13 protein-coding genes are annotated in these 15691 nt (G+C 51.5%); 8 read left to right on the plus strand and 5 right to left on the minus strand.

The features are described from left to right. Positions 1–222 precede the first annotated feature (222 nt). The 5 genes from B5X72_RS06995 to B5X72_RS07015 all read left to right on the plus strand — a co-directional run bounded on the left by B5X72_RS06995 (position 223) and on the right by B5X72_RS07015 (position 6622). Complete coding sequence (locus tag B5X72_RS06995; protein WP_079716136.1) at positions 223–1254, plus strand: LacI family DNA-binding transcriptional regulator; 1032 nt, start codon at positions 223–225, stop codon at positions 1252–1254. A 30-nt stretch (positions 1255–1284) separates the two neighbouring features. After that, on the plus strand, positions 1285–3444 hold the full coding sequence (locus tag B5X72_RS07000) for an alpha-glucuronidase family glycosyl hydrolase (protein WP_079716137.1): 2160 nt from the start codon (positions 1285–1287) through the stop codon (positions 3442–3444). Positions 3445–3475: 31 nt separating this feature from the next. Beyond that, entirely contained in the window at positions 3476–3766 is a 291-nt protein-coding gene (locus tag B5X72_RS07005) for a hypothetical protein (protein ID WP_139378578.1), read from the plus strand. Then, positions 3763–6348, plus strand: a complete 2586-nt coding sequence (locus B5X72_RS07010) for a glycosyl hydrolase 115 family protein (RefSeq protein WP_139378579.1) — start codon at positions 3763–3765, stop codon at positions 6346–6348. The genes B5X72_RS07005 and B5X72_RS07010 overlap by 4 nt, the downstream gene beginning before the upstream one ends. A gap of 127 nt (positions 6349–6475) precedes the next feature. Next, on the plus strand, positions 6476–6622 hold the full coding sequence (locus B5X72_RS07015; RefSeq protein WP_139378580.1) for a PepSY domain-containing protein: 147 nt from the start codon (positions 6476–6478) through the stop codon (positions 6620–6622). Here B5X72_RS07015 and B5X72_RS07020 read toward each other — a convergent pair. Continuing rightward, positions 6611–7627, minus strand: a complete 1017-nt coding sequence (locus B5X72_RS07020; protein ID WP_079716141.1) for a LacI family DNA-binding transcriptional regulator — start codon at positions 7625–7627, stop codon at positions 6611–6613. The genes B5X72_RS07015 and B5X72_RS07020 overlap by 12 nt on opposite strands. Positions 7628–7761: 134 nt before the next feature. Between B5X72_RS07020 and B5X72_RS07025 the strand changes: the two genes are divergently transcribed. From B5X72_RS07025 to B5X72_RS07035, 3 genes are all read left to right on the plus strand, one after another. Next, entirely contained in the window at positions 7762–9270 is a 1509-nt protein-coding gene (locus B5X72_RS07025) for a xylulokinase (RefSeq protein ID WP_079716142.1), read from the plus strand. Positions 9271–9294: 24 nt separating this feature from the next. Then, positions 9295–10626, plus strand: a complete 1332-nt coding sequence (xylA, locus tag B5X72_RS07030; protein WP_079716143.1) for a xylose isomerase — start codon at positions 9295–9297, stop codon at positions 10624–10626. Positions 10627–10730: 104 nt separating this feature from the next. Next, positions 10731–11303, plus strand: a complete 573-nt coding sequence (locus B5X72_RS07035; RefSeq protein WP_079716144.1) for a hypothetical protein — start codon at positions 10731–10733, stop codon at positions 11301–11303. Here the strand turns inward: B5X72_RS07035 and B5X72_RS07040 are convergent. The 4 genes from B5X72_RS07040 to B5X72_RS07055 form a co-directional block, all read right to left on the minus strand. Beyond that, on the minus strand, positions 11292–11984 hold the full coding sequence (locus tag B5X72_RS07040) for a hypothetical protein (RefSeq protein WP_079716145.1): 693 nt from the start codon (positions 11982–11984) through the stop codon (positions 11292–11294). The two genes, B5X72_RS07035 and B5X72_RS07040, sit on opposite strands and share 12 nt — an antisense overlap. Positions 11985–12127: 143 nt before the next feature. Next, positions 12128–13150 carry a Holliday junction branch migration DNA helicase RuvB gene (gene ruvB, locus B5X72_RS07045; protein WP_079716517.1) on the minus strand — a complete coding sequence of 341 codons (1023 nt, stop codon included), beginning with the start codon at positions 13148–13150 and terminating at the stop codon, positions 12128–12130. 56 nt (positions 13151–13206) lie between these two features. Continuing rightward, on the minus strand, positions 13207–13935 hold the full coding sequence (locus B5X72_RS07050; protein ID WP_079716518.1) for a polyprenol monophosphomannose synthase: 729 nt from the start codon (positions 13933–13935) through the stop codon (positions 13207–13209). Positions 13936–14047: 112 nt separating this feature from the next. Beyond that, entirely contained in the window at positions 14048–15646 is a 1599-nt protein-coding gene (locus B5X72_RS07055) for a peptide MFS transporter (protein ID WP_079716146.1), read from the minus strand. Positions 15647–15691 lie beyond the last annotated feature (45 nt).

Below are 15691 nucleotides of genomic sequence, written 5' to 3' on the forward strand. Positions count from 1 at the left end.
CGCTTCTCACCTGCACCGTTCCAACGTTGGCATATTCACCTTTTACAACGACCCTACCATTGAAAATAAAAATGGGTAAGGTTTATAATGTCCGCATGGACTTTGGTTATCTCTTACTGTGGGTAAAGATAAAAACAAAAATTACTTTATGCAACCGATTGCAAAAAAATTTTTTTTCTTATTTTAGCCGAACCATTTTGTGAACCGTATTTTACCAAACAGATGAGTACGCCCAACGAGAAAAAAGAAGTAACCATTTATGACATTGCAGAGGCATTGCACATATCGGCAGCCACGGTAAGCCGGGGGCTTAAAAACCATCCGGCCATAAAACAGGCCACCAAAGACAAGATTTTTGCCCAAGCCGAGCGCATGGGCTATCGCTTCAATACATTTGCACGCAACCTGCGAACAAAACGTACCTATACAATCGGTGTGATTGTGCCACGGTTGAATAGCATGTTTATGTCTGATGTCATCGCAGGTATGGAAAAGGTTTCGAACGAAGCAGGCTATGAATTAATCATCAGCCAATCGTTGGAGACCATGGAAAAGGAAATGAAAAACGCCGTCACGATGTTCAACAACCGGGTAGACGGCCTTTTGGTATCCTTAGCCTACACCACAACTGGAATTGACCATTTCAAACGCTTCATGGACAAGAATATTCCCTTGATTTTCTTTGATCGTGTCTTTGAACATCCCAACTGTCCGAATATCGTTATCAATAACCATAAGGCAGCTTACGAACTGACGTCCTACCTTATCCAACAAGGTGCAAGGCGTATCATGCATATTGCAGGCAATCTCAACCGGAACGTCTATAGCCAGCGCTTCAAAGGATACAAAGATGCCCTGTCTGACGCCGGCATTCAATTCAAAGAAGACTGGCTTATCGTCAACAATCTGAGCGCGGAAGATGGTATCCGTACGGCTAAACACATCTGTGCACTGACGGAACGGCCTGATGCCATCTTCGGGGCCAATGATACTTGTGCGGTGGCCTGTATGCAGGAATTGAGACGTAATGGCGTATACGTTCCGAAAGATATGCTCGTTGCAGGGTTCAACAACGACCCGATCGCTACGGTCGTTGAGCCCAACCTCACCACGGTCAATTATCGAGGGCACGAAATGGGAGAAGTGGCGGCTAGGACACTCATCAACCTGCTGAATGAAGGCAGCGAACAACAAACCGCTGCAACTATCGTGCTGCGCCATGAATTGATTATACGGGATTCTACCCGACGATAATAATTAAATTAGTCATGAAATAAACCGATTATGAACATCACTATTCGCATTTTACTGTTTCTTGCCTGTGTGTGCTGCCACAATCTTCCCCTTGCGGCCCAATCCGGTTATCGACTGTGGCTGGATTTCAAACCGCTACCTACCGAAACGGCCGCCAACTACAAACAGCAGCTCAGAGCCTTACTTTTCCCGGTGACAAGTCAAACAGACAGTGTCGCCAGGCAGGAGCTGCTCACCGCGGTGAACGGTTTGCTGGGAGAATGCCTAAAATCGGTCGACACGCTCCAGGAGACCGGCACGTTGGTCATAGGCACACCTGCTACCCTCCCCTGGCTGGCGGGTGAAGCCATAGCGGAGCATCTCCGGCACGTCGGTGACGAGGGATATGGTATCCATCATACTGCTATCAAAGGCAAGCCTACGACGGTCATCCTTGCCAATACAAGCAGCGGCATATTATACGGTGTCTATGCATTTCTTGGTGTCTTGCAACGCGGTGAGGACATCTCCCAGCTAGCCACCACTACCCAACCCAAGATTGCTTTGCGTCTGCTCAATCATTGGGATAACCTCGACCGCACTGTGGAACGCGGCTATGCAGGCTTCTCCCTGTGGGACTGGCATCGCCTGCCGGGGTACCGCGACCCGCGCTATACAGACTATGCCCGGGCCAATGCCTCCATCGGCATCAACGGCACCGTGCTCAACAACGTCAATGCCAACGCGCTCATGCTCACAGCACCTTATCTCGAAAAAGCAGCCACGTTAGCCGACATCTTTCGGCCCTATGGTATCAAGGTATACCTGTCTGCGCGGTTCAGCGCACCCATTGAACTGGGCAGCCTTGCTGACGCCGACCCGCTCAACCCCGAGGTGCAGCAGTGGTGGAACGACAAAGTAGCCGAGATTTACCGCTATATTCCCGATTTTGGTGGCTTCCTCGTGAAGGCCAATTCCGAAGGGCAGCCCGGCCCGCAAAACTACGGACGCAGCCATGCCGAGGGAGCCAATATGTTAGCCGATGCGCTGAATCCGCACGGCGGCGTGGTCATGTGGCGGGCGTTTGTCTATGAAGATACGGAGCCCGAAGATCGCGCCAAGCAGGCTTACAACGAATTTAAACCCCTTGATGGCCAATTCCGTGACAACGTCATCGTCCAAGTCAAGAACGGCGCCATCGACTTCCAGCCGCGCGAGCCATTTCATCCGCTCTTCGGCGCCATGCCCGGCACGCCGCTGATGATGGAATTTCAAATCACACAAGAATACCTCGGTTTTGCCACCAACCTAGCCTATTTGGGCACATTATTCAGTGAAACACTACTGGCCGACACGTATGCCGATGGCCCACATTCCACCGTTGCACGTGTAATTGATGGCTCATTAACCGGGCAAAAGCTCACAGCCATGGCGGGCGTAGCCAATACAGGTACAGCCATCAACTGGACAGGGCATCCCTTTGCCCAGGCCAACTGGTTTGCCTATGGAAAAATGGCTTGGGACCCCGATGCCGATGCCGGTACTATTGCCGAAGATTGGCTGCGCCGCACCTTCGGCAACGATGCTTCCCTTATCGGTACTTTGCTGCCGATGATGATGCAGTCGCGCGAGACTGTCGTCAATTACATGACCCCCCTTGGCCTCCATCACCTGATGGGATGGAGCCACCACTATGGCCCCGGTCCCTGGATCAAGGACAAACAACGGGCCGACTGGACATCGGTTTATTACCACCAAGCTGGCAAGGACGGCATTGGTTTCGATCGGACGGCCTCAGGCAGTGGAGCCCTCAGCCAATATGCGCCCGAAGTACAGGCACTGTTTGCAGACCCGCAGACCTGCCCCGATGAATACCTCCTTTGGTTTCATCACCTCCCATGGGATTTCCGGATGAAATCCGGCGAAACACTCTGGGAAGCACTCTGCGGCCACTACTATGGCGGCGTGGAGGAAGTAGCCGATATGCAAGCCGTATGGGAAGCACAGCGCGGCAAGGTCGATTCGACGGTCTTTCAGGAGGTCAGTGATTTGCTGGCCATCCAGCACCAGGAGGCCACCCTATGGCGCGATGCCTGCGTGTTGTACTTCCAGCAATTTTCGGGCATGCCCATCCCTGATGGATTGGAGCAGCCGGAACATCCGCTGGAATACTACGAAAACCTGCAATTCCATTTTGTGCCGGGTATATAATAACCAATACCAGCTATGAAAAGGACTACCATTGCTCATCGGTTTACTGGCGTTGGCCAGCACATCGTTCGTCGGCTCCCGGCAGGAGAAAGGGCTAAAAGATTATTATGCAGACTATTTTCCTATTGGCGTAGTCGTCACCCGAGAAGTCCTGTCGGCGAGGAAGACAAAAATATCCCGATACACGGCGCGGGGTTGCAGGCACCCTGGTCCATTTTTGAGCCATCAGAAGACCACCACAGAAGATACATCTTACTTCGGCGCACCGGCTAAACAGCGGGGCAAAATCAAGGAGATGACTAAAACAAGAACAACACAATGATGAGGGACTTTCTATTGACCGTATTACTGGCAGCGATCGGCTTACAGGCACTGGCTATTGACCATAAGGGAATAACGTCCACGCAATTGTCTCCTGACCGGTTTACATTAATTGAAAACGCCACGCCGGGTACGATTTTGATTGATGAAAACGAAGATGGGGGGGTAATGATCGCTGCCCGGAACCTCCAGGAAGATTTTGGCAGGGTATCGGGCAACCGTGCAACCCTTGTCTTCCGGCCGGATAGCAGCCGGTTGATCATCGTGGGCACATTGAAGAGCCGTTACATCAACGAGTTGATCACGGAAAAGAAGATCGACGGCACTGAATTGAAAGGCAAAAACGAAAAATACCTGATGACGGTAGTCGACCATCCATTGCCGGGAGTAAAAGAAGCGCTGGTGATTGCCGGCAGCGACAAACGGGGGGTGATATACGGCATATACGAACTGTCCGAACAGATAGGCGTGTCGCCGTGGTACGACTGGGCGGATGTCCCGGTAGTCCTCCAGCAAAATTTGTCCATCGCCCGAGGCAGCTATACAGCGGGAGAACCGGCAGTGAAATACCGAGGTATATTCCTGAACGACGAAGCGCCTTGTTTGACCACTTGGGTACTCAATACGTATGGAACCCAGTACGGCGACCACCGGTTTTATGCCCGGGTGTTCGAACTGATCCTCCGTTTGCGCGGCAACTTCCTCTGGCCGGCCATGTGGAGCTGGAGCTTCTACGCGGACGACCCGGAAAACAGCAAGACAGCCCATGAGATGGGGATCATCATCGGAACCACCCACCACGAGCCGATGGCGCGCAACCACCAGGAGTGGGCCAGGAAGCGAAACGAGTACGGCGCGTGGGATTACAGTACCAATCAGGAGGTGATAGACCGCTTTTTCCGCGAGGGGATCGAGCGGGCATCAGGTACCGAAGACCTGATCACCATCGGTATGCGCGGCGATGGCGATACCCCTATGGGCGCCAAGGAAGGCGAAGACCACAAGTATGTGCCGCGTGATGAGGATAATATTAAACTTCTGGAGAAAATCATCAAAAACCAGCGGCAGATTATCCAAGAGGCCTCTGGTAAGGCACCCGAAAAAACTCCCCAGGTTTGGGCTATATACAAGGAAGTGCAGCGTTATTTTGATATGGGGCTGCGGGTGCCCGACGATGTTATCATGCTGTTGTGCGACGACAACTGGGGTAACGTGCGCCGCCTGCCGAGGGGAGAAAAAGAACGGAACCACCCCGGAGGTTGGGGGATGTATTACCATTTCGACTACGTAGGCGCGCCCCGCAATACGAAATGGTTGAACGTCACCCCTATCCAGAACATGTGGGAACAACTCCAACTGACCTACGATTATGGCGTGGATAAAATTTGGATCGTGAATGTGGGCGACCTGAAACCTATGGAATACCCGATCACGCTTTTCCTGGATATGGCATGGAATCCGGGCAAGTTCACCGTGGATAACCTGCTGGACCATACCCGGGAGTTCTGCGCCCAGCAATTCGGGGAAGAGCAAGCCGAAGAAGCGAGCCGTATCCTGAACGTATACAGTAAATACAACGGACGCGTCACGCCGGAGATGCTAGACCGCCACACCTACAATATCGAGACCGGGGAGTGGAAAAAAGTATCCGATGAATACGTCAAACTGGAAGCGGAAGCTTTGCGCCAGTATCTCACGCTCAAGCCGGAATACCGGGATGCCTATCAGCAACTGATCCGCTACCCGGTGCAGGCCATGGCAAATCTGTACGAGATGTACTATGCCCAGGCCATGAACCATAAGCTGTACAAGGAAAACAATCCACAGGCAAACGCCTGGGCCGACAAGGTGGAGGCGGCGTTCAAGCGAGACAAGGAGTTGAGCCATCAGTACAACAAGGTGATGGCCGGCGGCAAATGGGATGGCATGATGATTCAGAAAAAGATCGGATACACCTCGTGGAACGATAACTTCCCCGAAGATACCCTACCGGAAATACACCGCATTGCGGACCCCGAGAAAGCCGTTGGCGGTTATCTGTTTACCGGCAAGGATGATGTCGTAGTAATCGAGGCGGAGCATTATTTTGAAGCGAAAGACGCCCCGGAAGCCAAATGGACGGTTATTCCTCATATGGGACGTACGTTGAGCGGCATGGCCGTGATGCCTTATTCGAAACCGATTGGCAGCGCTTCCCTTTCCTATAAGATGCAGATCCCGAAAGACGTCACCGAGGTGACGGTACATGTGGTCGTCAAATCGACCTTGGCGTTCCATGATGACGAAGGCCATGAGTACACCATAGGATTTGAGGGCGGTGAGGAAAAAACCATAAACTTCAATGCCGACCTGAACGAAAAACCGGAGAATATCTATACGACATTTTACCCAACAGTGGCCCGCCGGGTGGTCAGGAAAGAAGCGAAGCTCCCGCTGCCCGCTACGGCCGACGGGGTACAGACATTAATCGTAAAGCCATTGGACCCTGGTATTGTATTTCAAAAAATAATCGTTGATTTTGGTGGCTATCAGGATACGTACCTTTTTATGGACGAGTCGCCCAACCAGCGAATTGCCCCATAGGAAAAGCTACCGAGAGGTATTAAAAATTATCCATCCAGCACCAAACCGTTCGTGGATCTTCCGTACATTAGCGACCGACCCAATGGCCGATGCCATTGGGGTTATTACCGCTATTACTATAGGATATATGTCAATCTATGACACGCACAATATCCTCGGGTTTTACGTGCTTATCCCGGCGTTGGCATTAGCGATTACAGGACTGGCCGCTTTCCATCGGCACCACCTGTTCGGCAATGAACAACACCGCGGTGGCGGAAACTCAGCGGGATGAGCTTTCACGGACGAGCAAGCGCGGCGTCAGGACGATTTTTTCGGGTTTATGCTTGTAATAGTCGCCTTTTTTAAGCAGTTTAAGGAACAAACGCGCCACCTCCTCTCCCATTTCCACCGTACACTGGTCAACGGTGGATATCGTCGGGCTCACCAGGTTGGTAAACGCTTCATTAGCGAAGCCGACAATGCCAACATCTGCGGGAATACGTTTGCCTATCGCCTTTAATTCCTGCACTACCCCCATGGCCGTAAAGTCTTCCAACGTAAATATCGCATCGAAATCAATGCGCGCAGCCATCAATTCACGCACGCATTGGCGCCCAAATTCCAGGGAAAAGTCTCCTTTGATGATCAAATTTTCGTCGATAGGGAGTCCATATTGTTTCAAAGCGTCCAAGTAGCCACGCAAACGTTCGTTGAAAATATTGATATCGCGGTACTGGTTGATATGCACAATCCGGCGGTAGCCCGCCTTAATCAGATGCTCGGTAGCCATAAACCCACCTTGGTAATCATCGATAGTGACCGCAGGCACATCAAGCCCCTGCGGTACGCGATCAAAAAAAGCCAACGGTATATTCCGGTCCCTGACCTCACTATAACTGCCATTGCCTTCCGTCTCCAAGGAAATCGAAGCGATGATGCCATCCACGCGCGAGCGAAGGAACGTTTCGATACCGCGGGCTTCCTGTTTGATGGACTCCTGCGATTGAAAAAGCAATATGGTATAGCCATTTTCGTTCATCACCCCCTCGATGCCATGCAATACCGAACTGAAGAAACTCACATCCAAGCGGGGTACGAGCACCCCGATGATTTTTGTTTTGCCGGAGCGCAATGAAGAAGCCACACGATTGGGGCGGTATCCCAACCGATCGGCCGTCTCACGTACCGCCTGTTTCGTGGCGGCGCTGATGGCTGGGTGGTCATTGAGCGCACGTGCTACCGTGGAAAACGTAATGTTAAGTTCTTTCGCGATATCTAAAATCGTAATTCTTTTCAAGCTGAACCGGGTTAAATGGCTAATAAATCGTTTTGCAACTAAACAAAAGTAGTGATAGATTTTGGAATTCTAAAGGAATACCCTATCTTTATGCCAACGTTAGCATTATCCATGAAACCTAGTACAAATTTGCCATGTTACTATTAGGCATTGATATTGGCACCTCATCCATTAAAGTATCAGTGGTGGATGCCGAAACCCAGACAAGCATTGCGTCTACCCGTTATCCGGACGACCATGAAAACCACATCCTTTCGGTCATCCCCGGATGGGCGGAGCAATCTCCCGATATGTGGTGGGAACAAGTATCGCGGGCTACTACAAAGCTCACCACCAATGCTTCATTCAATGCACATGATATTGGTGCAATCGGCATTGCTTACCAAATGCACGGTTTGGTTATTGTAGATAAAAACGGCGATGCGCTACGCAACTCCATTATCTGGTGCGATAGCCGGGCCGTGGATATCGGTGACAAAGCTTTTGCCAAGATCGGGCACCAGCACACCCTTGAGCACCTGCTCAATTCACCGGGCAACTTTACCGCGTCAAAATGGGCATGGGTGAAGGCAAACGAGCCGGACACCTATGCCAAGGCTCACCAGATCATGCTCCCCGGCGACTACATCGCCCTCAAATTGACCGGCGAAGCCACGACCAGCATCTCGGCCCTGTCTGAGGGCGTCTTTTGGGACTTCCAACTCAATCGGATATCCGAGGACATTGTTCGATGCTTCGGGTTTGACGAATCGATCTTTCCAATCATCAAGCCCCTATTTGGCGAGCATGGCACCCTGCGCAGTGAGGTGGCTGCGCAATTGGGCCTTAGGCCGGGCATCCCCGTGGCCTATAAAGCCGGTGACCAGCCCAACAATGCCTTGTCCCTCAATGTACTGCAGCCCGGCGAGGTCGCAGCGACAGCGGGCACCTCGGGGGTTATCTACGCCGTCAGCGACCAGTTGGTCTACGACCACGCCTCGCGTGTAAATACCTTTGCCCATGTCAACTATACGCCGGAAACGCCGCGGACAGGCGTATTGCTCTGCATAAACGGTACCGGCATACTCAACCGCTGGGTAAAAGAACATTTCGGGCACGGCCTCGACTACCAGCAGATGAACACGCTTGGCAAAGCCGTAAACCCCGGCAGCAATGGTTTGAAAATCCTGCCGTTTGGCAACGGTGCCGAACGGATACTGCACAACAAAATTCTCGGTGCGCGGTTTATTGACCTCGACTTCAATGCCCATGGGCGGTCACAGGTCTTCCGTGCTGCACAAGAAGGCATTGCCTATGCCTTCCGCTACGGGTTGGACATTATCCGCGAAAATGGCATGCATCCGGCCATCATCCGGGCTGGGCAGACCAACATGTTTCTCAGCGAGCTGTTTGCCGAGATATTCGTGGATGTGACCCGCGTACCGGTAGAATTATACGAAAACGACGGCAGCGTGGGCGCAGCCTTAGGGGCAGGCATTGGCTCGGGCATATTTACCTCGGCCGAAGAAGCGTTCAGCAAGCTAAAGGCCATCAAAACAGTAGAGCCGCAAGCGTCGCCCCATTACGAAGAATTTTACCAAGAGTGGAAGCAGTTGCTGGATGACCAACTGGCCAAGGAATTAGGAGAACCAACTGATTATTAACGATTAACTATTAAATATAAAAACATGTCAAACGTACTTATCGGCGAAAAAGAATATTTCAAAGGTATTGGCAAAATCCAATACGAAGGCCCCGCATCAGACAACCCACTGGCATACCGGTGGTATGACGCGGGCAAAGTTATTGCCGGCAAAACCATGGAAGAGCACCTTCGGTTTGCCGTAGCCTATTGGCACTCGTTCAATGGCAATGGCAGCGACCCCTTCGGCGGACCTACGCTATTTTTCCCCTGGGATGAAAGCAGCGATGTCATCCAACGCGCAAAAGACAAAATGGATGCTGCTTTTGAGTTTATCACCAAAATCGGCATGCCGTATTATTGTTTCCACGATGTCGACATGGTTGACTACGGCGATAATGTAGCCGAAAACGAAGAGCGGCTTCAAACGCTGGTCGGCTATGCGAAGGAAAAACAGGCAGCCAGCGGTGTAAAGCTGTTATGGGGTACCGCCAACCTGTTTTCGCATAAGCGATATATGAACGGGGCCGCTACCAACCCTGATTTTTCGGTGGTGGCCCACGCAGGTGCACAAATTAAAGCGGCACTAGACGCAACCATCGCCTTAAGTGGTGAAAACTATGTATTCTGGGGCGGCCGCGAGGGTTACATGACGCTGCTCAACACGGATATGAAACGTGAGCAGGAACACCTCGCCCGCGTGCTTCACCTTGCAAAGGATTATGCCCGCAGCCAAGGGTTCAAAGGCACATTTTTCATTGAACCCAAACCATGCGAGCCCACCAAGCACCAATACGATTATGATGCCGCTACGGTTATCAGCTTCCTGCGGCAATATGATCTGCTCGGCGATTTCAAGCTGAACCTCGAGGTCAACCATGCCACATTGGCCGGACACACCTTCCAGCATGAATTGCAGGTAGCCGCTGACGCGGGGCTGCTCGGCTCAATCGATGCCAACCGCGGCGATTACCAAAACGGTTGGGATACCGACCAATTCCCAAACAACATCAACGAGCTTACCGAATGCATGCTTATCATCCTTGAGGCGGGAGGCTTTGCCGGCGGAGGGATTAACTTCGACGCGAAGGTACGCCGCAACTCCACGGACCGGGCAGACTTATTCCATGCACACATCGGTGGTGCAGATACGTTTGCACGTGCGCTCATTGTGGCAGACAGCATCTTACAGCAATCCGACTACCGGAAGCTCCGCGCCGACCGCTATGCTTCTTTTGATGCGGGAAAAGGCAAGGATTTCGAAGAAGGCAAGCTGACCCTCTCCGATCTCCGCAACATTGCGGCGGCATCCGGCGAGCCCGAAACCATCAGCGGCAGGCAGGAGTTTTATGAAAACCTGATAAACCGGTTCATTTAGTGACACCTTGTCGGTGGTCAGTGGTCAGCCTAGCTGATCACCGACTACCGATTACCTCATCCTTGTACGCACGGGAGCACAAATGAATAAGCACAACCTAGCACATGCCGCGTCAGCACCACCTATTTGACAGACTAGCTGCGGCGAAGGTAAACATCAAAGCGCCCAATTTGGTCGCCTTGGCGGAGGACGATACCCTTTCCGTGGAAACACTGCACGATATATGTTATGATCGAAAGCATGGAACCATCGCCTTCCGAGCTGCCTGGGTGCTGGAATATATCGCGACTTATCATCCCAAGCGGTTTATGCCCGTATTGGACACGTTCATGTCCCGTTTGCCTGAACAGCAAAACCACAGCTGCCAGCGCCACTTCACCAAAATAGTAATGCACATTACCCACCCGAATGCCCCCACACTTTATCAGGAAGCCCGTAGCACAATAAACGGTGAGCGATTGGTAGAGACGGCTTTCGGCTGGCTTATTGACCCCCGTACGCCGGTAGCGGTACAGGTCAATTGCATGGATATTCTCTTCAACATGCGCAACGAGTTTGAGTGGATCGCCGACGAATTGGTACAACAAACCACCTTTCTCATGAAGGACGGCTCCGCGGCCATCCAAAGCCGGGGCAAAAAGATACTGGCTACGTTGCGCAGGCCATCAAAGTTTTAATTTTATGCCCACCGTAAACATGCTATAGCTATCCCGCTCATCGGGGAAGCCATCCATGCCTTGGTCGGCTGCCATGTTCAACTGGCCATTTACATTGATGTACCACATGAAGGTATCCATTAGGTAAGGAGCCATTTTGCTTAACGGGAAATCGAGGCCAATGTCTGCATGATAAACGTATCCAAAACGCGATCCGTTCGTATACGTTTCTACCGCTGTGCTTCTGGTGAAGTTAAACATGCCGCCAAGACCTGCCCCAATATACGCGGTATTGATAGCCTTTTGGAGGTACGACTTCCGGTACATGATCCTCCGGTCGTGATCATTCTGGATAAACATGAGCGGGTGGAAACGGACACTCGCCAATCCGGTGAAAAACAACAACGTCACCGGATAGGGGCTGATGCCATCGCCTTGGTCCCCACTTCGCAGCATCCCTTCCTGCGCTTCGATGCTGACACTTATCCCGTGGTGCAGAAAATAGTCGCCCCTGACAAAAATGCCTCCGCCCAGTAACCTTCCTTGCAGATCGCCCGAAATCATCGCGGGTCCTCCCCCGGCAGACAGCGCATATCTGAAATAAGGCACGGGCGACTCATCCCCAAACTGAGCTTGGGCAGACCCCGTTCCGATGATAAAACAACATGTAAATAAGAAAAGTGTGATTCCAGGTAGTTTCATATATCATAGTAAAGGTAAAGGAATTTTTCGTTTTAAGCCACTAAAGATAGGCCTACTTTTCATCATGTTCAAATTTTCATCCCAATAATTTGTTTTTTAGCGGCAGTGATACTTGCCTTGGCAGGGAATGCATATAGGTCTCATCAGAAAAGCGTATTCCCTTTTGTGTGGTGTATTCTCCCCAGGTGTCTATAGGCTATTTCTGTACATTCGCGCCCCCTGGAAGTACGCATCAAGTACCCTTCCTGGATAAGAAAAGGCTCGTAGACCTCTTCTATGGTTCCCTCATCTTCGCCCACCGCAGTTGCTATGGTTTTAAGGCCCACCGGCCCACCCTTGAATTTATCAATGATGGTGATTAGGATACGGTTATCCATCTCATCCAGGCCATGCTCATCCACATTGAGCGCATTGAGCGCATATTGCGCAATAGGCGTATCGATTCTGCCATCCCCCTTTATCTGGGCAAAGTCACGCGTACGCCTCAGCAGCGCATTGGCTATCCGTGGCGTACCTCGGCTCCTGCGGGCGATTTCATAGGCACCTTCTTCGGTAATGGGTGTACGGAGGATGCTGGCCGAACGGAGCACAATGGTCGTCAGCAACTTGGCATCGTAGTATTCCAATCGGGCATTGATGCCGAATCTTGCCCTGAGCGGAGCCGTGAGCAATCCCGAACGCGTAGTAGCGCCTACCAAGGTAAACGGGTTTAGGGTAATCTGTACAGAACGTGCATTCGGGCCGCTTTCGAGCATGATATCTATCCGGAAATCCTCCATGGCCGAATAGAGGTATTCCTCCACCAACGGGCTTAACCGGTGTATTTCGTCAATGAAAAGGATATCCCCTTCTTCCAGGTTGGTCAGCAGGCCGGCAAGATCGCCCGGCTTATCCAGTACCGGACCTGATGTAATTTTGATACCCACGCCCATTTCGTTGGCGATGATATGCGAAAGGGTGGTTTTCCCCAGCCCCGGCGGGCCATGGAGCAACACATGGTCAAGCGCCTCACCCCGCAGTTTAGCCGCCTGTACAAACACCTTAAGGTTTTCCAATATTTTCTGCTGGCCAGTAAAATCTTCAAAGGCCTGCGGGCGCAACACCTTTTCCAGTTCGCGCTCCGAATTTGACAACCTATCAGGATTTGGATCCAAATGCTCGTTCATCTTTTTTATGTGCTGTATAGCTGTAGGCTGCATGCCTTAAGCTCCCCGTCTGTCGCCTATCGCTTATACGTCCTAAACCAACTCTGCATCTTCATCTGGATGACACCAAAAAAAGCCTCGCGGAAGATGCGCGTGCTCATCTTGGAAACACCTTCCGTGCGGTCGGTAAAAATAATCGGTATCTCCACGACCTTAAACCCATACTTTATAGCCGTGAACTTCATTTCTATCTGGAAGGCATAGCCTACAAACTTAATCCGGTCGAGTGAGATAGTCTCCAGCACCTCCCGTTTATAGCACACAAAACCGGCTGTCGCATCGCGCACGGATATACCCGTAATCAGCCGTACGTAGCCCGAGGCAAAATAAGACATCAACACCCTGCTCATCGGCCAATTGACCACGTTGACGCCCTTAATATACCGCGATCCGATGGCCATATCGGCGCCCGATACGCACGCCTGCCGAAGCCGGGGCAGATCCTCGGGATTGTGCGAAAAGTCGGCATCCATTTCAAAGATGTACGAATACGCCCTTGCAATACACCAGCGGAAGCCATGAATATAAGCCGTACCCAAGCCAGACTTTCCATCCCGCTCCTCCAAAAACAGCCGTTCGGGAAACTCCGCTTGTAAATGCTTGACAATCGCCCCCGTCCCATCAGGCGAGCCATCATCCACGACCAAGATATGAAAAGCCACCTCAAGCGAAAACACTTTGCGAATGAGCCTTTCAATATTCTCTTTTTCGTTATATGTAGGAATAATGACTACGCTGTCTGACACTATCGACTGAAATTTGGCGATAAAGGTAACGATTATCGGCAAAAGGTTGAATACAAAAATACCGTTACCTTGCCCGGCAAGGTAACGATAAACCTAAGCTGCAGATACCGGGCTAATGGATGCCATGCATCATCCGCTTCAGCAGCGGAGAAAAAAGCACCAGTATCAATCCGGCCAGTCCCGGAATCACCGCAAAAATCATGAAAAATGTCGAAAGCGAATACGCCTCGCTGATGCGGTCGATTAAGCTTCCGGACATACCGGCCAACCAATTGGCGACAGCCGTGCAACCAAACCAAAGGCCGAAAATGAATCCGGCAAAGCTCTTCGGAGACAGCTTGCTCATATACGACAGCCCTACGGGTGAGACGCACAATTCGCCTGAAGTATGGAAAAAGTAGGCCAGCACCAGCCACACCATGCTCACCTGGGCCGTGGCTGCACCCTGCGGGATATCCCGGCTTCCATAAGCGAGGGCCGCAAAGCCGATTCCGAGGAGCACCAATCCAATGGCAAACTTTACCGGCCCGTTCGGGTTGAATACCCGCTCCCACATCCTGCTGAAAGGCGTAGCCAATGTGATGATAAAAAACGAATTGAGGATTTGGAACCAGGAGGCCGCCACTTCCGTTTCCACCGCATTGAATTCCCGCTGCACTTTCCAGATACCCAGGCACCAGATAACGGCAAAGCTCAATGCCGTAAAAAAAATCGATATCGGATACTCCGCAAAAATCTTTTTCGCCAACGAAAACAGTACCAACGTCACGATAAGCAGCGGAAAAATCGTCAGGATAGCATCTACCCATTTGAACGTCAATGCCGCATTGCCACCCAGCACACGCTGGGTATAATCTTTCGCAAAGATGCTCATCGAGCCCCCCGCCTGCTCAAACGCCATCCAAAAAAAGATACTCGACAAGCACAGGACAACGATGACGATCAGCCTGTCGCGCACCACACGCTTCGACACCTTTTCGGCCGGTTGCTCACCGGCGCCCCCTGTTTCAGCTATCTGATCCGCCTCGGGGGTATCTTTCTGGCGGTTGCCCAGCAAACCAAAAATCCGCTGCGCGTAATAAAACTGCAACATGCCAAAAAACATGAAAATCCCTGCCAAACCAAACCCATAATGCCAACCGATTTTTTCGCCGATGTAGCCGCAGAGCAGCATGCCGAGGAAAGCCCCAGCATTGATGCCCATGTAAAAAATGGTGTAGGCCGAATCTTTCTTTGCACTGTTATCCGGATACAGCTGGCCTACGATAGACGAAATATTCGGCTTGAACAGGCCGTTGCCCAGAATAATCAGCAACAATCCCAGGTAGAAGAAGCTCGAACCAGTGCCTTCCAAAGCCATGGAGGCGTGGCCCAGTGTCATCAACACCGCCCCGATGATGACAGCCTTGCGGTATCCCGTCAGCCGATCCGCGATAAACCCGCCAATCAACGGGGTCAAATAGACCAAGCCGGTATACCACGCATACAGTTCCATGGCACTTTCCCTTGACCACGCCCAGCCCCCGTTGGCCAGCTCAGATATCAAGAAAAGCGTCAATAGCGCACGCATCCCATAGTAGCTAAACCGTTCCCACATTTCGGTGAAGAATAGCACAAACAGGCCTACCGGATGCCCAAACACCATCTTCGTATTGACACCGTTCTTAATGAGGTGGTTATTTAGTTGTTCATCTTGCTGTAATTGTTGCATAATGTGATGTTAGGTATTACTCATTCGCCATATTCTGCTGGCATG

The sequence above is a fragment of the Parapedobacter luteus genome, assembly GCF_900168055.1.
GTDB classification, from domain to species: Bacteria; Bacteroidota; Bacteroidia; order Sphingobacteriales; family Sphingobacteriaceae; genus Parapedobacter; species Parapedobacter luteus.

What these genes read in the sequence shown, in the direction of transcription:
- B5X72_RS06995 (WP_079716136.1), top strand. Translation starts at nt 223, where the DNA reads ATGAGTACGCCCAACGAGAAAAAAGAAGTAACCATTTATGACATTGCA.
- B5X72_RS07000 (WP_079716137.1), top strand. Translation starts at nt 1,285, where the DNA reads ATGAACATCACTATTCGCATTTTACTGTTTCTTGCCTGTGTGTGCTGC.
- B5X72_RS07010 (WP_139378579.1), top strand. Translation starts at nt 3,763, where the DNA reads ATGATGAGGGACTTTCTATTGACCGTATTACTGGCAGCGATCGGCTTA.
- B5X72_RS07015 (WP_139378580.1), top strand. Translation starts at nt 6,476, where the DNA reads ATGTCAATCTATGACACGCACAATATCCTCGGGTTTTACGTGCTTATC.
- B5X72_RS07025 (WP_079716142.1), top strand. Translation starts at nt 7,762, where the DNA reads ATGTTACTATTAGGCATTGATATTGGCACCTCATCCATTAAAGTATCA.
- xylA (WP_079716143.1), top strand. Translation starts at nt 9,295, where the DNA reads ATGTCAAACGTACTTATCGGCGAAAAAGAATATTTCAAAGGTATTGGC.
- B5X72_RS07035 (WP_079716144.1), top strand. Translation starts at nt 10,731, where the DNA reads ATGCCGCGTCAGCACCACCTATTTGACAGACTAGCTGCGGCGAAGGTA.
- B5X72_RS07040 (WP_079716145.1), bottom strand. Translation starts at nt 11,984, where the DNA reads ATGAAACTACCTGGAATCACACTTTTCTTATTTACATGTTGTTTTATC.
- ruvB (WP_079716517.1), bottom strand. Translation starts at nt 13,150, where the DNA reads ATGAACGAGCATTTGGATCCAAATCCTGATAGGTTGTCAAATTCGGAG.
- B5X72_RS07055 (WP_079716146.1), bottom strand. Translation starts at nt 15,646, where the DNA reads ATGCAACAATTACAGCAAGATGAACAACTAAATAACCACCTCATTAAG.